This window comes from Kineococcus sp. G2 (genome assembly GCF_037154035.1).
Taxonomy (GTDB): domain Bacteria; phylum Actinomycetota; class Actinomycetes; order Actinomycetales; family Kineococcaceae; genus Kineococcus.
The window spans coordinates 23,933-43,099 of record NZ_JBBBEM010000114.1 but is presented as its reverse complement, the minus strand read 5'-3'; the positions used below and the strand labels follow the sequence as shown (position 1 = coordinate 43,099).

Here is a 19,167-nt window from a genome sequence, read left to right as displayed (position 1 = left end):
GCGGCCGGCGCCCCGGTGGGCGCCGGCCGCGCGGGCCCGGGGAGCCGGGGTCGACTCGCCCGGGCGGCCTCACGACGGCGGCGCGCCGTCGCCCGGGCCGTAGCTGAAGTACGGCCAGCCGTCCCGCCACTCCACCTCGCGGATCTGCATGCGGATGGTGCCGCCGGTGGCGGCGTCGTAGTAGTGGTGCACGGCGTAGGTGCGCCCGCGGTCGTTGAGCACGTCGAGGGCTCCGGTGCCGACCTGGTTCCCGCGCCGGTCCAGCAGCAGGGTGCCACCACCGTCGGTCATGGGGACGCCGTCGCGGTCCACGAACGGGCCGGTGGGGCTCTTCGAGCGGCCGACGACGGTCTTGTAGGTGCTGTTCACGCCCTGGCAGCAGGAGTCCCAGGACACGGTGAGGTACCAGTACCCGCCGCGCTTGAAGACCTGCGGGTTCTCGATCGCGTTCGGCGGGTCGACCGGGTTGCTGGCCAGGTCCATCACGGGCCCGGTCGGGGTGAACATGTCCGCCAGCCGCTGGATCTTCACGCCGGTCCAGAAGGAGCCGAAGGCGATGTACCACTGGCCGCCGGAGGAGAAGACCTGCGGGTCGATGGCGTTGAAGTCGTCGTCGGTGTCCGAGCGCAGCACGGGGCCGTGGTCGACCCAGCTGTCCAGGTCCCCGGGGGTGCGGGTGGTGGCGACCCCGATCGCGGAGTTGTTGGAGCCGAACGAGGACGCCGCGTAGTACAGGTAGAAGGTGTTGCCCCGCTGCACGACGTGCGGAGCCCACAGGTGGCCGACGCCGTACGCCTTCGTCCACTCCGGCAGCTCGATCGCGCCGACGGACTCCCACGGACCGGCCAGGTCGGTGGCCTTGCGCACGAAGACGCCGCCCGGGTCCTCGGGGTTCGCCACGCCGGTGGAGAACACGTAGTAGGTGCCGCGGTCGCTGAACAGCGTGGGGTCGTGCACGGGGTCGTCGACGACGCCGGGCACGTAGTTCCCGGTGTCCCCGCTCATGGGCAGCTTGCCGCTGGGCGGGGGGCCGGACGGCGCGGCGTTCGCGGTGGCGGCACCGGTCAGCAGGCACAGCGCCGCGGCGGCCGCGGCCAGGGTGCTGCGGCGACGCCGCACGGGGACCGTCTCGTCGCCGGTCGTGGGTCGGGGCACGGGTTTCCTCCTGCTCCTCGTCGAGCGCACTGCGTGCGAGTGCCCTCGCAGCATGCCCGGTGCTCACAACGTTGTAAAGGCGACGGCCCGCGAGTTCGGCCGGTGCGCTCCCCGGAGCGGTTGGTGCGGTCAGCGGGGGTCGAACACCGCGGTCTGCCCGCGCGCGAGGTAGCGCACCACCTCGGCCATCCCCCGGCGCTCCACCTCCCGGCGGAAGTGCGAGAGCGGCGAGCGGAAGAGGCGGTAGTCGTCCACGTGCACCGGCACGGCGCGCACCGGGTCCACGACCTGCAGCAGGTCCGCACCCTGCACGCCGCCCATCGTCACCACCAGCCCGCCCGGCAGGGTGGTGCCGCCCAGGTGCAGCACCGCCAGGTCCACCTCCGGGTAGCGCAGCGGCACCTCCCGCAGCTCGGGGACGTTCAGCGTGTCCCCGGAGACGTAGACGGTGAACTCGGCCCGCCCGCCCACCGGGCCGAACTCCCACACGCTGCCCATCACCGGCGGCAGCAGGCGCTGCCAGGGTTCCGGCGCGTGCCGCCCGGGCGCGGCCGTCACCCGCACCTCGGCGTCGCCGCGGCGCAGGGTGCGCGACTCCCACGTGCCCAGCCCCGTGACGTCGGTGAACCCGTGCACCCCGGCGAGGCGGCGGCGGGCGTGCGGGGTGGTCAGCAGCGGCACGTCCTGCGGCAGGCCCCGGCGCGCCACCCGGTCGAAGTGGTCGCCGTGCAGGTGCGAGAGGACGACCCCGTCCAGCGGGGGCAGGTCGCCCACGTCCAGCGCCGGGTCGGTCAGCCGCTTCGCGACCAGGCCCTTGCCCAGCCAGGCGTACTGCCCGCGGTGCAGGAAGTTCGGGTCGGTCAGCAGCGTCAGGGGGCCGTAGCGCACCAGCGTCGTGGCGGTGCCGACGAAGGTCAGGGACAGCTGCCGGGGCGAGGGTTCCACACCGCTCCCCTACCCCGCCACCACCGCGCGGAACCGCGCGCCGGCGAGCGCGGTTGCACCCGCCCCCGCGCGGGTAGTGCACCGGCGTGGACGACGATCGCACCCCCTCGCCGGACCGGCAGCACCTGCTGGCCATCTACCTCAACGACCACCTCGCCGGGGCGACCGCCGGCCGGGCGCGCTTCGCCCGCGCGGCCCGCAGCCACCGGGGCACCGACGCCGGCAGCGCCCTGGGGCGCCTGACCGCGGAGGTCGACGAGGACCGGCGCACGCTGACGCGCCTCATGCGCACGCTGGGGGTCGAGCCCGACCGCCGGCTGCAGGCGCTGGGCCGGGCCGGCGAGGCGCTGGGGACGCTGAAGACGAACGGCCGCCTGCTGCGCCGCTCCCCGCTGAGCTCGGTGGTCGAGCTGGAGATGCTCTCGCTGGGCGTGCAGGGCAAGGGGGCGTTGTGGCGCGCGCTGCGGGAGCTGGCGCTGGAGGACGCCCGGCTGGACGCGGAGGAGCTGCAGGAGCTCGCGCACCGCGCCGACCGGCAGGCCGCGGAGCTGGAGTCGCTGCGGCGCACCGCCGTGGTGGAGGCGCTGGGGTCCGGCCGCACCGGTGGGCAGACCGCGGTGCCGCCGCAGGCCGGGTAGCGCCCCGCCCCGGCAGCGCACGCACGACGCCCCCGGCCGGAGAACCGGCCGGGGGCGTCGTGCGTGTCACCCAGGGGGTCGGGACGATCGAGCGGTCAGAACAGCTCGATCGCCGCGGTGACCGCCTCGACCCGGCCACCGGTGCGCTGCGCGTGCACCGCGCGCTGGCGCTGGGACACGTAGGAGGAGCGCAACGCGCCCACGGCGTCGTCGAGCTGGGCCAGCGCCGCCGCGTCCGCGCTGCCGCGCAGGTGCTCCGCGACAGTCGCCAGCTGCCCGGCGAGCGCCCCCAGCGACGCCACGACGCCCTCGACCGCCTGGCGCGTCATGTCCTGGAACTGCGCCTGCCCCAGGACGGCCGTGGTGCGCAGGCCCAGCGCCTCGATGGAACCGGCGATGCGGCCGGCCGCGTCGCGGGTGCCCTCCACCGAGGTGGACAGCACGGCCGCCGCCTCCTGCTGGGCGGCGGCGATGCTCTCGAGCTTGGCGCTGATCTGCGCGGAGCCGGCACCGCCGGTGCCGGTGCCGGAACCGATGCGGGCCTCCATGAGCGAGGTGACCCGGGTGATGCCGGCGCGGATGCTCTCGGCGGCCTGGGCCGACTGCCGGGACAGCTCGCGCACCTCGTCGGCGACGACGGAGAAGCCCTCCCCCGCGTCCCCGGCGCGCACGGCCTCGATCTTGGCGTTGAGCGCCAGGATCGTGGTGGCGTGCGCGACGGCGGCGATGGCGTCGACCTCGTGGTCGAGCGCCCGCACCTCGCCGACCAGGTCCATCACGGCGCTGTCGCGGTCGGTGACGATCTGGACGAGCTCGGCGACGTCGGCCGCGCTGGCGCGGGTGCGGTCGGCGACCTGGCTGGCGCCGTCCGCGCTGAGCCGGACGAGGTCCTGCGCGAGGCTCGAGAGGGCCTCCACCTCGCCGTCGACCTGCTGGACCTCGGACATGACCCCGAAGGCGGCCTCCTCGGTGACGGAGACGACGTCGCCGAGCTGGTCGGACAGGATCCCGATCAGCTCCTGCGAGCGCCCGAGCACCTCGGCCGAGCGTTCGGCGTCGACCGGGGCGGGCGACTGCTCCGCCACGGGAGCCCCCTTCCTGAACCAGGACACTCAGGCCCCCGGCACGACCTGCCGGATGACGGTCATGAGCGCCTCCGGCTGCACGGGCTTGACGAGCCAGCCGGTGGCGCCGGCGGCCTTGGCCTCGTCGCGCTTGGACTGCTCGGACTCGGTGGTGAGCATCAGGATGGGCGTGAAGCGCAGTCCGGCCCTGCGGGCCTCGCGCACGAAGCTGATGCCGTCCAGGCGGGGCATGTTCACGTCGCTGATGACGAGGTTCGGCTTCAGGCCGCCCCTGATGCGGTCCAGGGCCTCCTGGCCGTCGCCGGCGGTCTCGACGGAGATGCCGGCCTTGGTCAGGACGGACTTGATGCTCATCAGCATGGTCGGGGAGTCGTCGACCAGCATCACGGTGGTCATGAGGGGACCTCTTCGGGTGCGAGGGTTTCGGCGGGGGTCTCGGCGAGGGGCTCAGCGGGGGTCTCGGCGGATTCCTCGGCGGGGGCCGGGCCCAGCAGCGGCAGGACCCAGGCCCTGAGGAAGTCATCGGCAGGTGCGGCGGCCACCTTGACCCGCGCTGCCAGCAGCGCCTGCAGGGCGGCGGTGTGCAGGTGCTCGCACCCGGCGAGGTCGACGGCGGGACCGTCGGCGGCGCGCAGCCACGCGGCGAGGGGTTCGGCCTCGTCGACGACCACGGTGCCGGTCAGCACGGCGGTGCCCTCAGCGAAGTGCAGCGGCACGGTTGTTCAGCTCCTTGACGTCGAGGACCAGCAGGACGAGGCCGTCTCCCAGCAGGGCGGTGCCGCAGTAGCCGGGGGTGCCGGCGAGGAAGCCCTCCAGGGGCTTGAGGATGACGTCGGTGTTCTGGTGGAAGCGGTCCACGACGAGGCCCAGCGGGCCCGTGGTGGTGCGCACGACGAGGACGCTGAGCGCTTCCGCGCCCAGGTCGCCGCCGGTGCCGAGCAGGCCGCCCAGGGACACCAGGGGCACGACGTCGTCGCGCAGCGCGAGCACGGGGTGCCCGGCGACGCGGGTGACGGCCGAGCCGTCGACGCGCACCGTCTCGACCACGTCGTCCAGCGGGACGCCGAAGCGCTGCCCGCCGGCGGTCAGCAGGAGCACCCGCGAGACCGCCATGGTCAGCGGCAGGCGCAGGCGGACCGTCAGGCCCCGGCCGCGGCGGTTCTCGGTCGTGACGGAGCCGCCGAGGCGCTCGATGGAGCTGCGCACCGCGTCCATGCCGACGCCGCGGCCGGAGACGTCGGAGACGACCTCCGCGGTGGAGAACCCGGGCGCGAAGATCAGCTGGGCGGCGTCCTCGTCCGGCATGGACTCCAGCGCGTCCTCGCTGATGAGCCCGCGCTCGTACGCCTTGCGGCGCACCGCGTCGGTGTCGATGCCGCGGCCGTCGTCGACGACCTCGACCAGGACCGCGTCGCCGTCGGGGGCGGCCCGCAGCAGGAGCGTGGCCTCCTCGGGCTTGCCGGCGGCGGCGCGCTGCTCGGGGGTCTCGATGCCGTGGTCGAGGCTGTTGCGGACCAGGTGCACGAGGGGCTCGGTGAGCATCTCGATGACGTCCTTGTCCGCGGCGGTGTCCTCGCCCTCCTGCACGAGGCGCACCTTCTTGCCCAGCTTGCGCGACAGGTCGCGCACCAGGCGGGGGGCGCGGGCGAAAGCGGTGGACACCGGCAGCATGCGCACGTCCATGACGGCCTGCTGCAGCTCCTCGCTGACGCGGCTGACGACGGCGTACTCGTCCATGACGCGGCGCGCCAGGGCGCGCGAGCCGGCGTCCTCGGCCTCCTGCGCCACGAACGGCAGCGCGTTCTTGGCGACGACGAGCTCGCCGACCAGGTCGAGCAGCTTGTCGACCTTGGCCTGCTCGACCTTCAGCACGCGCGAGGCGCGCGCGGGGTCCTCGCCGTGGGCGGCGTCCGCAGCCGCGGCGGGTTCCGCGGTCCGCGCGGTGGGGCCCTCGGGAGAGGTGCGCGGGGCGGGCAGGCTCGCGGCGGCCGCCTCGCCCTGCTGGGCGAGAGTCGGGGCCGGGGTCCCGGCGCCGGCGGCGGTCCCGGCGATCCAGTCCACCAGGGGACCGGGGGAACCGGTGGCGAGGAACTCCTCGAGGGCGGCGACGCCGGGGGCGGTGTCGATGCCGGCGGCCGTGGCGATGCGCAGCGCCACCCCGGCGGCGGAGCGCACGCGCGCCGCCCCGGCCGGGGGACCGTCCGCCACGTCGTCGCCGTCGGCGCCGACGCGCGCCAGCAGGCGGCACTGGGCCTGCAGCAGCAGCGCGTGCAGCGGGTCCGCGGCGGGTGCAGCGGGGGCCGCGTCCTGCTCGGCGGGCGCGTCCGGCTCGGCGGGGGTGCCGTCGAGCAGGCGGCCGAGGTTGGCGGCGGAGACCTCGACGACCTCGACCTGTTCGGGCACGTAGCGGAAGACGTGCGCCAGCTCGCCGGCGGCGGCGCGGGTCAGCGCGGTGAAGCGCAGCACGCACTCGTACTCGTCGACCTCGTCGATGCCGGCGAACGGCTCGGCGGGCGCGGTGTGCAGCAGTTCGAGGGCCGGCACCTGGCGGAACAGGTTCAAGGGGTCCTCGCCGCGGAAGAAGCACTCGGTGTCGGGTTCGTAGCGCACCGCGCGCAGGGTCGAGGACGTCGTCGCCAGCCAGGTGCGCAGCTGCTCCAGGTGCCCGGCGGGCAGGTCCAGCACCCAGCGGGGCAGGTCGGTGGGCGCCTCGGGCGCGACCGGCCCGGTGGGCGCGACCTCGTGCACCACGGGTGCGGGCTCGCCCAGCCACGAGCGCAGCATCGCCGACTGGGTGTCGGCCTCGCGCCCGGCGTCCTCGGGGGTGCGGCCGGTCGCCTCGATGACGGGCATCCAGCGGCGCACGGTGTCGAACGCCCACAGCAGGGCGTCGACCATCTCACCGCTCAAGGCGAGCCGGCCGGCGCGCACGGCGTCGAGGAGGTCCTCGGCGGCGTGGGTCAGCCGGGTCAGCTCCGGCAGGTCGAACAGGCCGGAGGAACCCTTGAAGGTGTGGGCCGCGCGGAAGACGGCGTTGACGAGGTCGGCGTCGCCCGGGTCGGCCTCCAGGCGCAGCAGGCCCTCGTCGACGTCGGCGAGCAGGTCGGCGGACTCGGCGACGAACTGCACGAGCAGGGGGTTGGTCACGACCGGCTCCCGGTGGTCGGGCCGGCTGCGGCTGAGGCCGGCAGGGGCGAGGTGAACAGGTCCGCGACGCGCGTGAGCAGGTCGGGCGCGACGGGCTTGACGAGGTACAGGTTCGCGCCGGACGCGTAGGCGGCGTCGGCGTCGGACTCCTGCGACTCGGTGCTGATGGTGATGACGGGCACCGAGCGCGTCAGCGCCTCGGCCCGCAACCGGCGCACCAGGGCGTAGCCGTCCAGGTGGGGCATGTTCACGTCGGTGACGACGAGGTCGTAGCGCTGCGCCAGCAGCATCTCCAGCGCCTCGAAGCCGTTGGCGGCCTCCTCGACGGTGAAACCGGCCGAACGCAGGACGCCACCGTGGTACAGGCGCACCGTCGGCGCGTCGTCGACCACGAGGGCCAGGCCCCGCGACGGCTGCCCGTCGTGCCCGGGGTTCTCGGTGGGGGTGCTCATGCCGTGGCTCCGATCGCGGGACGCTGGTAGGCGATCCCCTCCGGCAGCCGGACGGGATCGAAGATGGGCGAGATGCGGCTCATGGACTCGGAGTGGCCGAGGAAGAGGAAGCCTCCGGGGCGCAGGGCGCCGAAGAGGTTCTCCGCGGCGCGGCGCGAGGAGATCTCGTCGAAGTAGATGAGCACGTTGCGGCAGAACACGACGTCGAAGGCCCGGAAGGACCGCATCTGCGCCGTGTCGGTCAGGTTGGCGAGGGTGAAGTCGATGGCCTCGCGCACGTCCCCGCGGACGCGGTACCGTTCCCCCTCGGTGCGCTCGAAGAACTCCGAGCGCACGGCCGGCGGGACGCGGTGCATCGAGCGGGCCCCGTACTCGCCGCGCTGCGCCTGCTCGAGCACGCGGGTGTCGATGTCCGCGGCGACGATCTCGACGTCGAACTCCTCGATGCCGGGCCAGTCCGAGAGCAACCGGATCGCGATGGAGTACGGCTCCTCCCCGGTGGAGCAGGGGACGGACAGGATGCGGATCGGGCTGCCGTCGCCGGTCGCGCGGCGGCGCTGCGCGATCCCCGGCAGCACCGAGCGCACCAGGGAGTCGAACTGGTGGTCCTCGCGCAGGAAGTACGTCTCGTTGACCGTCAGCTCGTTGACGAGCTGCTGCGCGACGCGCTCGTTCGCTCCGGTGCGCAGGGAGGCGAACCACAGGTTGAAGTCGCCGCCGTTGTCGCGCACGCAGTTGGTGACGCGCTTGTCGACGAAGTACCGCTTGTTGTCGCCGAACTGGATGCCGGTGCGTCGGTACACCCACTCGCGCACGCGGGCGAACTGCGCGTCGGTGAGCCGGCCACCGACGGCGCTGGTGCTGGCCAGGCTCATCGAGCACCCGCCGCCAGGGTGGCGAGGAACTGCAAGTAGGGGTTGGCGGGAAAGCGAGCGGCAGCCGCGGTGGCCAGCTGCCGCGCCAGGTCGTCCTCCAGCTGCTGGGCGGTGTCGACGGCCGCGGCCACGACGTTCTCGTCGGGGTCGGCGTCGACGACCGCCTCCAGCCAGTCGGGCACGCCCGGGTGGACGAGCGCGCTGATCACCATGACGGCCAGGGTCCGCACCCGCGCGTCACCGGTCACCAGGAGGTCGTCCAGGACGGCCGCCGCTCCGGTGGGCATGGCCTGGAGCGTCACCACCGCGGCGTTGCGCCGGGCGGCGTCGTCGTCACCGAGCCAGCCCGCGAGCTCGCGGGCCACCTCGGGCAGGTCGTGCGCGGCGAGCGTGGTGAGGACCGCGTCGCGCACCGTCGGCTGCTGCTCGGCCCGGGCGGCCGTCAGCAGGGCGGGCACGGCCTCGGCGACGCCTGCCAGGTCGAGGGCGGCGCGCCGGCGCTCCTCGGGGTCGGCGCTGCGCAGCTGCGCCAGCAGACCCTCCGGGTCGCGCCCGGCGTCGCGCCGGTCTTCGGCCGGCGCCTCGGCGGCGGCCTTCTTGACCAGGCCCATGACATCTCCTCGGGGTGGTGCGGGAAAGGGGGACGCGCGGGGGCGCGCGGGAGCCGGTCAGCTCCAGGCGACGACCTGCGCCGCGATCTGGTCGGCGTGCAGGACGCGGGTGGCGCCGTCACGGGCCACGAGCTGGCCCGGCATGCCCCACACCACGGCCGACTCCTCGGACTCGGCGACCGTGCGCCCGCCGCGGGCCTTCAGCTGCGCCATCTGCTCGGCGCCGTCGTCGCCCATGCCGGTGAGCAGGACGCCGACGGTGCGGCGCGGGTCGACGTGCTCCAGCGCGCCGGCGACCATCCGGTCGACGCTGGGGTGCCAGCGGTACGCCGCGCCGGCGGGTGCGGGGCGGACCGTGAGGTCCCCCCCGCGCCGGCCGAGCACCACGTCGGCGTCGCCGCGGGCGACGTACACGTGCCCGGGCAGCACCGGCACCAGGCCGGTGACCTCCTGCACCGGGAGCGAGCAGGAGGCGTCCAGCCGGTTCGCCAGCGCGCCGGTGAACGACGCCGGCATGTGCTGGGCGATGACGACCGGCGGGGCGAAGTCGGCCGGGAACCGCGACAGCAGCGCCGACAGGAGCGCCGGGCCGCCGGTGCTGGACCCGATCAGGACCAGGTCGGTGGTGCCGGCGCGCGTGGTGTCCGGCGCCCCGGCGCCCACCGCACCGGCCACCGTGCGCGCCCGTGGGCGCACCGGGCGCGAGGAGGCGTACGCCTCCTCGCGCTGGCGGCGCAACCGCGCCGTCAGCGACCCGGGACGCACCCGCGCGGCGGCCGCGCGGCGCACCTTGCGGCGGATCTCCTCGGCGGCCTCCGACAGGTTCATCGAGACCGTGCCGCCGGGTTTGGCGACGTAGTCGACAGCGCCGAGCTCGAGGGCCTCCAGCGTGACCACGGCCCCCTGTTCGGTGATCGAGGAGACCATGACCACCGGGACCGGGCGTTCCTGCATGATCCTGGACAGGCAGGTCAGCCCGTCCATGACGGGCATGTTGACGTCGAGGGTGACGACGTCGGGCTGCTCGCGCTCCAGGACCTCGAGGGCGTCCTCGCCGTTGCGGGCGAGGACGACCTCGACGTCACCGTCGGCGGTGAGCATGTTCTTCAGCGCCTTGCGCATGAGGGCGGAGTCGTCGACGACGAGCACCTTCAGGTTCGAACCGACCACCGGTACGACTCCTCCGCTCAGGCCGCGGTGGGCGAGTCCGGCACCTCGTCCGCGAGCCGGGCGACCTGCTCGCCGGCCAGCAGCTGGCCGGGTTCCAGGACGAGGAGCATGCGCTCCTGACGGGGCAGGTTCGCCACGCGGGTGACGACCTCGGCCTGCTCCGGCGACAGTTCCGGTGCCAGCTCCAGCTCGGCGCCGGAGACGCGCAGGACCTCGGCGACCGAGTCCACGACGAACCCAGTGCGCACGCCCCCGATGATGAGCACCACGATGCGCTGGCGCTCGTCGCGGGCGCTGCGGTCCAGGCCCAGGCGGGTGCGCAGGTCCACGACCGGGAGCACCGCGCCGCGCAGGTTGACCAGGCCCTCGACGAAGTCGAGGGTCTTGGGAACCCGGATCAGCGTCTCGGGGACGCGGATGATCTCCTGCACGGCGTCGACCGCCACGCAGTACTCCTCGCCCTGCAGGCGGAACACGACGAGCAGCTCGTCGTCCCCGCGGCCGTCGTCGACCACGTCACCATCCTCCTCGTCGCGCTTGCGGGTCACGACCGACGCCGTGTCGCCGACCTCGGACAGGTCGCCGACGTCGACCAGCGAGTCGGCCGACAGGACCGACACCAGGCGCTTGCCGTCCTCCAGCCGGCACACCGACTGCACCTCGCGGTTCCTGCCGCCGCCGGAGACGACGTGCGGCAGTGCGCCGACCAGTTCCGCCGGAACCCGCAGCACCTCGCGCACGGTGTCCATGACGACGCCCACGAGGGACTCGCGGCCCTCGCGCTCGACCGTCACCACGACGATGCGGTTGTGCGCCTGCAGGGCCGGGACCTCCAGGCCGAACACCTGGCGCAGGCTGACGACGGGCAGCAGCCCGCCGCGCAGGTCCATGACGCCCAGGACGCGCTCGGCCGCGTTGGGCACGGCCGTGACGCGCTCGGGCGCCTGCACGATCTCCTGCACGCGGTCGATGGGCAGCGCGTACTCCTGCCCGTCGACGGCGAAGCTGACCAGCTCCAGGGTGTCGGAGGAGTCCTCCTCCGCCACCGCCGAGGACGGCGACCAGCCGCTGGACCCGCCGCTCGCGGCGACCCTGCGGGCCAGGACGGCGAACTCGGTCTGCACCAGGCGCTGCACGTCCAGCACCGTCGTCATGCGGCCCGAGCCCTGCTTGCCGGAGGTGCCCTTCAGGACCGCGGCCAGCAGCTCCGAGCGCACGGTGCTCTGCACGCCGTCGGCGCTCTCCAGCTGGTCCGGCTCCACCGACACGACCGCGGTGACGCGGTCCACCACGAGGCCGAGGGTGGCGCCCGCGGCCTCGATGACGACGACGCGGGTGGCCTCGTCGTGCTCGGTGCCGGCCAGCCCGCAGCACGAGCGCAGGCTCACCACCGGCAGCACCCGCCCGCGCAGGTTGGCCAGGCCCTCCAGCGCGGCGGGGCCCAGCGGGACCCGGATCAGCTCGGGCATCCGGATGATCTCCTGCACGCGCTCCATCTGCAGCGCGTAGGACTCCCCCGCCATCTCGAACGTCACGAAGTCGTTCGTGCCGTCGGCCTCGTCCTCACCGGTGGGGCTCTCGGGCCCACCGGTCGTCAGCGGCTCCTCGTCCCAGCCCGCCGCCTCCGCCGCGGCACGCGCGGCGGTCCCCTCCTCCAGAGGGGCTTCCATGGTGCTCATCGCACTCCTCGTCGGTACGGCGCGGGTCAGGGCTGCTGCAGCTCGTCGGCCAGGGCGGCGATCTCCTCGATGGCGGTGGCGAGCTCCTCGGCGCCGGTGGACTGCTGACGGGCGGCGGCGGAGGCCTGGCCGGACAGGGTGTCGGCCTGGTTGGCCGCCGAGGAGATCTGGTCCAGGGCGGTCTTGACCTGCGCGAGCGCCGAGGCGATCTCGGCCGACGCGGCACGCACCTCCTGGTTGCCCTCGCGCACGTCGGCCATGTCGCGCTCGACCTCGACGAGGCGGGCGGTGCTGGCCTTGGCGCGCTCGACCTCCACGAGGGCCTGGCGGGAGGTCTCCTCCAGGTCCGCGCGCACGGCGGCGATGCGGTCCTGCACCTCCTTGACGAGGTCCTTGATGCGCTCGGCGTTGTCGGCGGAGTCGCGGGCCAGGTTGCGGATGTCGGTGGACACGACCGCGAAGCCCTTGCCGTACTCGCCGGCGCGCGCGGACTCCACGGAACCGTTGACGGCCAGCATGTTCGTCTGGATGGAGACGTTGGCGATGGCGTCGACGATCTTGTCGATCTTGCGGGAGACGATCTCCAGCTCGACGACCTGCTTGACGCTGTCCTTGGCGGCGGCCGACGCGGCGGTGATCGCGGTGATCATGGCGTCGACGGCGTCCTTGTTGGTGCCCAGCTGCGCGATCATCTCGCCGGCCTTCTCCACGGCCACGCCGGCGCGGCTCTCGGCGAGCTGAGCGCCGGACTCGATCTGGTTGATGGCGCTGGAGGACTCCTGCGTCTTGGCGGACTGCGCCTGCGCACCGCTGGAGATCTCGGTGATGGCGGTGGAGATCTGCGTCGCGGCGCGGTTGATCTCCTCGGCGGCGGCGGCCAGCTCCTCGGCGGAGGCGGCGACCTCCTCGGCGCTCTTGCCGATGTCGGCGCTGCCGCGCAGCTCGTCGGCGATCTCGGAGAGCTGCTCAGCGGCCTGCTCGCTCTGCTGCAGCGCGGCGCCCTGCTGGTCGACGGTCTGCAGGACCTCCTCGGCCGCGGCGGACTGCTGCTCGGCGGCGGCGGCGATCTCCTCGGCGCGCAGCTGCGCGTCCTGGGAGGCCTTCTCCGCCTGGGCGGCGGCGGCGGCGATCTCGCCGGCCCCGTCGAGGATGACGACCATGTCGTCGCGGATCTGCGCGAGCTGGGCGGTGACGGCGCGGCCCTTCTCCACCTCGCCGCGGGAGGTGTCGGCCGAGGCCTGCACGCCCTCGGCGACGGCGGTGACGCCGGTGCGGATGGAGTCGATGAGCTCGCGGATCTGGCTGGCGGAGCGCTCGGAGGTCTCGGCCAGGGTGCGCACCTCGTCGGCGACGACGGCGAAGCCCTTGCCGTGCTGGCGGGCGCGGGCGGCCTCGATGGCGGCGTTCAGGGCCAGCAGGTTCGTCTGGTCGGCGATGCGCGCCACGGCGGCGACGATCGTGCCGATCTCCTCGGCCTGCTTCTCCAGCTCGGTGATCATCTCCACCGACGCGGTCTGGCGGTCCGCGGCCTCACCGACGTTGGCGACCAGGTTGCTGATGCCCTCGGCGGTCTCGCCGAGCAGCGTCTGCAGCTTGGCGGTGGTGGCCTGGACGCGCTTGCTGGTCTCCTGCTGGGTGCGGATGCGACCGGCGACCTGGTTGGTGGCGGCCAGCGACTCCTGCGTGGCGCCCGAGGCCTCCTCGGCGCCGGCGGCGATCTGCTGCATGGCGTCGCGCAGCTGGCGGGAGGCCTCCGCGGACTGCGCGGTCGAGGCGGCCAGCTCGGTGGTCGCGGCGGCGATGCGCTCGGCGGCCTGCTGCTGCTTGGCGACCGTGCGGGCGCGGCGGCGCGCCTCGTCGGACTCACGGGCGTCCTTGCGGGGCGCCGGAGCGGCGGGGGTGCTGAGGGCGCTCCGGGCAGCGGGGACGCTCGCCTTGACGCCGTTCTTCGTGAGGGGCATGGAAGCCGCTTCCTTCGAGGTGGAGGGTCCGCTGGGGCCAGCGGCGGTAGAAGCCCTCGCTCCCGCTGGTGGAGCCGGGGCGCTTCACCACATCCATCGGCCGGGCGGGACGTCGTCTTGAACCCCCGTTGCAAGGGCGGCTCGAGGAACGGTTCGACGAACGGTCCGGGGAAGGGGTTCAGGAACGGCACCCCGGTGCCGAGGACAGCGCATGAGCACTCCACTCGTCCGCCCCGGCGCAGAGGCGGACGACCCGACCGCGCAGGCGCTGGCGCACCTGCGCGAGCAGGCCCTGGCCACCATCGAACTGCTGGAACAGGTCGTCGCCCGCGCCGACCTGGTCGCGCAGCACCGCGCCGCCGGAGCGCCCTACGCCCGGATCCTCGCCGGCAAGCAGCGGCCGCTGATCGTGGAACTGCTCAGCAGCGCCGCGCGCACCCTGAGCGACGCGGGCGGCCGCTACCGGCGTGAGCAGGCGCAGGCGCTGGCCGACGAGGGCCTGCACGTCGAGGAGATCGCCCACCTGTTCGGCGTCACGCGCCAGCGCGTGTCCGCGCTGCTGAAGTCCCGCACGCCACCGGCGACCGGCGCCCGCCGGCGGGTCACCCCTCTCGCGGTGGAACCCCGGCCGTCCCGCTGACCCTGCGGGTGGCGCCCCCGGCCTCGCGCGCCGGCGGGTGCCTCGGCCACGCGCCGGCGCCGCGGTGCGGCACCACCGTCCGGGCAGCCGTCGACACCGGTGGCCGGAGAGCGGGGCCCAACGGGTCCCGCAGCCGCTCCACGGCGATCACCCCGCGGTGGTCCCCGGGCGCTGCCCGGCGCGCGGGCGGGGCGCGCAGCTGGTGTGCTGGTGCGCGGACGCACCAGAACGACCGTGAGGAGCTTCCGTGACCGCGCAGTTCGTCGTCCTCGGCGCCACCGGGGACCTGACCGCCCGCTACCTGCTGCCCGCCCTGGCCCAGGTCGTCCCGCTGCACCCGGACGGGGTTCGCCTGGTCGGCGTGGCCCAGGACGACCTCGACGACGACGCCTTCCGCCGCCACGTGCGCGGCGCCCTCGACGAGGGCGCCGGCGACGCACCGCAGGAGGTGCGCGAGGAGCTGGCCGGCACCGCCGCCTACGTCCACGGGGACGTCACGGACCCCGCGGTGCTGCGCAGCGCCCTCGAGCGCGCCGGCGACGGCGAACCGGTGGTGGTGTACCTGGCGCTGCCGCACGTGCTGTTCGAGCGGGTCGTCGCCGCGCTCGGGGAGTGCGACCTGCCGCCGCACGCGCGCGTCGTCGTGGAGAAGCCCTTCGGGGAGGACCTGGCCGGCGCCGAGCGCCTGAACGCGGCGCTGGGGCGCGTGGTGCCCGAGGACCGCACGTTCCGGGTGGACCACTTCCTGGCCAAGCAGACCGTCCTGAACGTGCTGGGGCTGCGCTTCGCGAACCGCCTGTTCGAGTCGGTGTGGAACCGCACCCACGTGGAGTCCGTCGACATCGTCTTCGACGAGACCGTGGACGCGCAGTCCCGCGCCAGCTACTACGACCGCTCCGGGGCGCTGCGGGACATGGTGCAGAACCACCTGCTGCAGCTGCTGGCGTACGTGGCGATGGAGCCGCCGCAGTCGATGCGCCCGGCGGACCTCAGCGCCCGCAAGGTGGACGTGCTGCGCGCCGTGCGGACCCTCGACGACGACGAGGTGGCCCGCTGCACCGCTCGCGGGCGGTACACGGCGGGCACGGTCGACGGCCGGCACGGCCGGCGCGAGGTGGCCGCCTACGCCGACGCGCCCGGCGTCGACGCCGGGCGCGGCACCGAGACGTACGCCGAGGTGGTGCTGCACGTGGACACCTGGCGCTGGGCGGGCGTGCCGTTCCGGCTGCGCACCGGCAAGGCGCTGGGGGCCGACCGGCGCGAGGTGGTCGTGCGCTTCGCGGAGGTGCCGCACGCGGTGTTCGAGGGCCCTCGCCCGCACCGCAACGAGCTGCGCCTGCAGCTGGACCCCGACCGGGTCTCGCTGCGCTTCGACCTCAACGGCGCCGGTGACCCGTTCGAGCTGGAGGCCGTGGAGATGGGTGCCGACCTGGCGCGGCAGGAACCGGGCCCGTACGGGCAGCTGCTGCTGGCGGTCCTGGCCGGTGACACGCGGCTGTCGGCGCACGCGGCGGAGGCCGAGGAGGGCTGGCGGATCGTCGAGCCGGTGCTGACGGCCTGGCAGCGCGGGGCGGCGCCGCTGCAGGAGTACCCGGCCGGCAGCGACGGCCCCGCCGGCCCGCCCGCCCTCGCCGGGGCGGACGGGCGCTGACCGCGTCGCTCACCCCTCGGCGAGCTCCTCCAGCGGCGGGCAGGAGCACACGAGGTTGCGGTCGCCGGCGGCGCCGTCGATGCGGCGCACCGGCGGCCAGTACTTCGCGCGCGGGTCGGCACCGCCCGGGTAGACGGCCTCCTCGCGGCTGTACGGGTGGTCCCACTCCCCCGTCAGGGACGCGGCCGTGTGCGGGGCGTTGCGCAGCGGGGAGTCGGCCACCGCCCAGCGGCCGCGCTCGATCTCGCGGACCTCGGCGGCGATGGCGAGCATCGCGTCGCAGAACCGGTCGATCTCGGCGAGGTCCTCGCTCTCGGTGGGCTCGACCATGAGGGTTCCGGCGACGGGGAACGACATCGTCGGCGCGTGGAACCCGAAGTCGATGAGCCGCTTGGCGACGTCCTCGACGGTGACGCCGGTGGTCCTCGTCATCGGCCGCAGGTCCAGGACGCACTCGTGGGCGACGAACCCGCCGGGCCCGCGGTACAGCACCGGGTACGCCTCCTGCAGCCGGGCGGCGACGTGGTTGGCGCTGAGCACGGCCTGCACCGTGGCGGCGCGCAGCCCCTCGGCGCCCATGAGCCGCACGTACGCCCACGAGATCGGCAGGATCCCGGCGGAGCCGAACGGCGCGGCGGAGACCATGCCGACGCGCTCGGGGTCGGCGTCCGGGGAGGTGGCGGGCAGGAACGGCGCCAGGTGCGCGCGCACCGCGACCGGGCCGACGCCGGGGCCGCCACCGCCGTGCGGGACGCAGAACGTCTTGTGCAGGTTCAGGTGCGAGACGTCCGCGCCGAACCGGCCGGGGCGGGCCAGGCCCACCAGGGCGTTGAGGTTCGCGCCGTCGACGTACACCTGCCCGCCGGCGTCGTGCACCAGCGCGCACACCTCGCGGATCGACTCCTCGTACACCCCGTGCGTGGACGGGTACGTCACCATGATCGCCGCGAGGTCGTCGGCGTGCTGGGAGACCTTCGCGCGCAGGTCGTCCAGGTCGACGTTCCCCTCGTCGTCGCACGCGACGACGACGACGCGCAGGCCGGCCATGACGGCGCTGGCGGCGTTCGTGCCGTGCGCGGAGCTGGGGATCAGGCAGACGGTGCGGTGCGCCTGGCCGCGGGAGCGGTGGTGCGCGCGGATCGCCAGCAGCCCGGCGAACTCGCCCTGCGAGCCGGCGTTGGGCTGCAGCGAGACCGCGTCGTAGCCGGTGACCTCCGCCAGCCAGCGCTCCAGGTCGGCCACGAGCTGCGCGGTGCCGGCGAGCTGGTCGGCCGGGGCGTACGGGTGCAGGTCGGCGAACTCCGGCCAGGACACCGGTTCCAGCTCGGTGGTGGCGTTCAGCTTCATCGTGCACGAGCCCAGCGGGATCATCCCGCGGTCCAGGGCGTAGTCGGCGTCGGAGAGGCGGCGCAGGTAGCGCAGCATCGCCGTCTCCGAGCGGTGCTGCGAGAACACGGGGTGCGTCAGGAACCCGGAGGTGCGCAGCAGCGGCGCCGGCAGCGCGTGGGCGGGCGCCTCCCCGGCCGTGGTCAGGCCGAAACCGGCCAGCGCCGCCGCGACGTGCTCGGCGGTGGTGGTCTCGCCGCAGGTGAGGCCGACGTGGTCGTCGTCCACGAGCCGCAGGTTCACCCCGGCCGCCAGCGCCGCGGCGACGACCTGACGGGCGCGGCCGGGCACGCGGGCCAGGACGGTGTCGAAGAACTCCTCGTGCACCACCTCGACACCACCCGCGCGCAGCGACGCCGCCACCCGCGCGGCGGTGCCGGCCACCTGCGCGGCGATCGCGCGCAGACCCCGCGGGCCGTGGTGCACGGCGTAGCAGCCGGCCATCACCGCCAGCAGCACCTGCGCGGTGCAGATGTTGCTCGTGGCCCTGTCGCGGCGGATGTGCTGCTCGCGCGTCTGCAGCGCCAGCCGGTACGCGCGAGCCCCGTCGGCGTCCCTGGAGACGCCCACCAGCCGGCCCGGCAGCGAGCGTTCCAGCCCGGCGCGCACGGCCATGAACGCGGCGTGCGGGCCCCCGGCGAACATCGGCACCCCGAAGCGCTGCGCGGAGCCGACGGCGACGTCCACGCCGAACTCGCCGGGGGCGCGCAGCAGCGCCAGCGCCAGCAGGTCCGCGGCGGCCACGGCCACGGCACCGCGCTCCTTCGCGGCGGCCACGACCGGCTCGAGGTCGCGCACGCGCCCGCAGGTGCCGGGGTACTGCACGAGCAGCCCGAACAGCGCCCGCTCCCCCAGCACCGCCAGCGGGTCCGGCGCGTCCAGGTCCACGCTCACCAGCTCGATCCCCACCGGCACCGCACGGGTGCGCAGCACCGCCAGCGTCTGCGGCAGCACGTCCGCGTCCACGGCGAACACCGCACCGGCGGGCGCCTTCGAGACGCGCCGGGCCAGCGCCATCGCCTCCGCGGCGGCGGTGCCCTCGTCCAGCAGGGAGGCGTTCGCCACGGCCAGGCCCGTCAGGTCGGCCACCGCGGTCTGGAAGTTCAGCAGGGCCTCCAGGCGCCCCTGGGAGATCTCCGGCTGGTACGGGGTGTAGGCGGTGTACCAGGAGGGGTCCTCCAGCACGTTGCGCCGCACCACCGCCGGGGTGCGGGTGCCGTGGTACCCCAGCCCGATCATCGAGGGCACCACCCGGTTGCGGCCGGCCAGCTCGCGCAGGGCCGCCGTCACCGACGACTCGTCCAGGGCGGGCGGCAGGTCCAGGGCACCGGGGGCGTCGAGGATCCCCGCCGGCACGGCGCGGCGCACGAGCTCCTCGGCGTCGGCGACGCCGACGGTGGCGAGCATCCGGGCGGCCTCGGCGGCGTCCGGGCCGGTGTGGCGGGCGCTGAACGGCAGCGGGCCCGGCGCGTCGAGGGCGGTCGGCGCAGCGGTGGTTCCAGCGGGTGCGGTGGCGGGTGCGGTGGCGGTCACGGGAGCTCCGGGGGTTCGCGGCGATCGGGACGCCCCCGTCTGTCGGTGCGCGCGGCGCCACCTCCAGAGCGGCCTGTCCCCCGCGGTCCTTCCGCCTGAGAGGTTCCGGGGATGTTGCCCCTTCGGCGCCCCAGTGGGCCGGGGTCTCTCCCGCGCGGGATGCGCAGCCAGTCTTCACCCCCACTGTAGGCCATCGGGGCCGTGCCGCGGAGGTGTCGCCGGTCCCCGAACCCCCGGCC

The 19,167-nt window shown here is 74.8% G+C and carries 16 protein-coding genes and 1 riboswitch; of the genes, 3 read left to right on the top strand and 13 right to left on the bottom strand.

Annotation, left to right across the window (positions count from 1 at the left end):
* Positions 1–69: 69 nt before the first annotated feature.
* Together V9U69_RS16420 and V9U69_RS16415 are read right to left on the bottom strand one after the other, a co-directional pair.
* Positions 70–1,155, bottom strand: coding sequence for an arabinan endo-1,5-alpha-L-arabinosidase (locus tag V9U69_RS16420; RefSeq protein ID WP_337062931.1), 1,086 nt, complete (start codon positions 1,153–1,155; stop codon positions 70–72).
* Positions 1,156–1,284: 129 nt separating this feature from the next.
* A complete protein-coding gene (locus V9U69_RS16415; protein WP_337062930.1) occupies positions 1,285–2,100 on the bottom strand; it encodes an MBL fold metallo-hydrolase in 816 nt (271 codons plus the stop codon).
* An 86-nt stretch (positions 2,101–2,186) separates the two neighbouring features.
* On the opposite strand from V9U69_RS16415, the gene V9U69_RS16410 reads away from it, so the two are divergent.
* On the top strand, positions 2,187–2,738 hold the full coding sequence (locus tag V9U69_RS16410) for a hypothetical protein (RefSeq protein WP_337062929.1): 552 nt from the start codon (positions 2,187–2,189) through the stop codon (positions 2,736–2,738).
* Between the two features lie 95 nt (positions 2,739–2,833).
* Here V9U69_RS16410 and V9U69_RS16405 read toward each other — a convergent pair whose 3' ends face one another.
* From V9U69_RS16405 to V9U69_RS16360, 10 genes are read right to left on the bottom strand one after another with little or no spacing between them, the layout of a single operon-like run.
* Positions 2,834–3,823, bottom strand: a complete 990-nt coding sequence (locus V9U69_RS16405; protein WP_337062928.1) for a methyl-accepting chemotaxis protein — start codon at positions 3,821–3,823, stop codon at positions 2,834–2,836.
* A gap of 27 nt (positions 3,824–3,850) precedes the next feature.
* On the bottom strand, positions 3,851–4,219 hold the full coding sequence (locus tag V9U69_RS16400) for a response regulator (RefSeq protein WP_337062927.1): 369 nt from the start codon (positions 4,217–4,219) through the stop codon (positions 3,851–3,853).
* Positions 4,216–4,539, bottom strand: coding sequence for a hypothetical protein (locus V9U69_RS16395; protein WP_337062926.1), 324 nt, complete (start codon positions 4,537–4,539; stop codon positions 4,216–4,218). Before V9U69_RS16395 ends, V9U69_RS16400 begins: the two co-directional genes overlap by 4 nt.
* Positions 4,520–6,970: a chemotaxis protein CheA gene (locus V9U69_RS16390; RefSeq protein WP_337062925.1), complete on the bottom strand. Its 2,451-nt coding sequence runs from the start codon at positions 6,968–6,970 to the stop codon at positions 4,520–4,522. Before V9U69_RS16390 ends, V9U69_RS16395 begins: the two co-directional genes overlap by 20 nt.
* The gene (locus V9U69_RS16385; protein WP_337062924.1) at positions 6,967–7,422 is read right to left on the bottom strand and encodes a response regulator; all 456 of its coding nucleotides are present in this window, start codon (positions 7,420–7,422) and stop codon (positions 6,967–6,969) included. Before V9U69_RS16385 ends, V9U69_RS16390 begins: the two co-directional genes overlap by 4 nt.
* Positions 7,419–8,297: a CheR family methyltransferase gene (locus V9U69_RS16380; protein WP_337062923.1), complete on the bottom strand. Its 879-nt coding sequence runs from the start codon at positions 8,295–8,297 to the stop codon at positions 7,419–7,421. Before V9U69_RS16380 ends, V9U69_RS16385 begins: the two co-directional genes overlap by 4 nt.
* Positions 8,294–8,908: a HEAT repeat domain-containing protein gene (locus V9U69_RS16375; RefSeq protein ID WP_337062922.1), complete on the bottom strand. Its 615-nt coding sequence runs from the start codon at positions 8,906–8,908 to the stop codon at positions 8,294–8,296. Before V9U69_RS16375 ends, V9U69_RS16380 begins: the two co-directional genes overlap by 4 nt.
* A gap of 57 nt (positions 8,909–8,965) precedes the next feature.
* A complete protein-coding gene (gene cheB, locus V9U69_RS16370) occupies positions 8,966–10,078 on the bottom strand; it encodes a chemotaxis-specific protein-glutamate methyltransferase CheB (protein ID WP_337062921.1) in 1,113 nt (370 codons plus the stop codon).
* Positions 10,079–10,095: 17 nt separating this feature from the next.
* Positions 10,096–11,757, bottom strand: coding sequence for a chemotaxis protein CheW (locus tag V9U69_RS16365; protein ID WP_337062920.1), 1,662 nt, complete (start codon positions 11,755–11,757; stop codon positions 10,096–10,098).
* Positions 11,758–11,783: 26 nt separating this feature from the next.
* Positions 11,784–13,718 carry a methyl-accepting chemotaxis protein gene (locus tag V9U69_RS16360; RefSeq protein ID WP_337062919.1) on the bottom strand — a complete coding sequence of 645 codons (1,935 nt, stop codon included), beginning with the start codon at positions 13,716–13,718 and terminating at the stop codon, positions 11,784–11,786.
* 211 nt (positions 13,719–13,929) lie between these two features.
* Between V9U69_RS16360 and V9U69_RS16355 the strand changes: the two genes are divergently transcribed.
* Both V9U69_RS16355 and V9U69_RS16350 read left to right on the top strand, forming a co-directional pair.
* On the top strand, positions 13,930–14,358 hold the full coding sequence (locus V9U69_RS16355) for a hypothetical protein (RefSeq protein ID WP_337062918.1): 429 nt from the start codon (positions 13,930–13,932) through the stop codon (positions 14,356–14,358).
* Positions 14,359–14,605: 247 nt separating this feature from the next.
* Positions 14,606–16,009, top strand: coding sequence for a glucose-6-phosphate dehydrogenase (locus V9U69_RS16350; protein ID WP_337062917.1), 1,404 nt, complete (start codon positions 14,606–14,608; stop codon positions 16,007–16,009).
* 9 nt (positions 16,010–16,018) lie between these two features.
* Here the strand turns inward: V9U69_RS16350 and gcvP are convergent, their stop codons facing one another.
* On the bottom strand, positions 16,019–18,853 hold the full coding sequence (gene gcvP / locus V9U69_RS16345) for an aminomethyl-transferring glycine dehydrogenase (protein WP_442907796.1): 2,835 nt from the start codon (positions 18,851–18,853) through the stop codon (positions 16,019–16,021).
* A gap of 148 nt (positions 18,854–19,001) precedes the next feature.
* A riboswitch (glycine riboswitch) is annotated at positions 19,002–19,091 on the bottom strand.
* Positions 19,092–19,167: the final 76 nt, after the last annotated feature.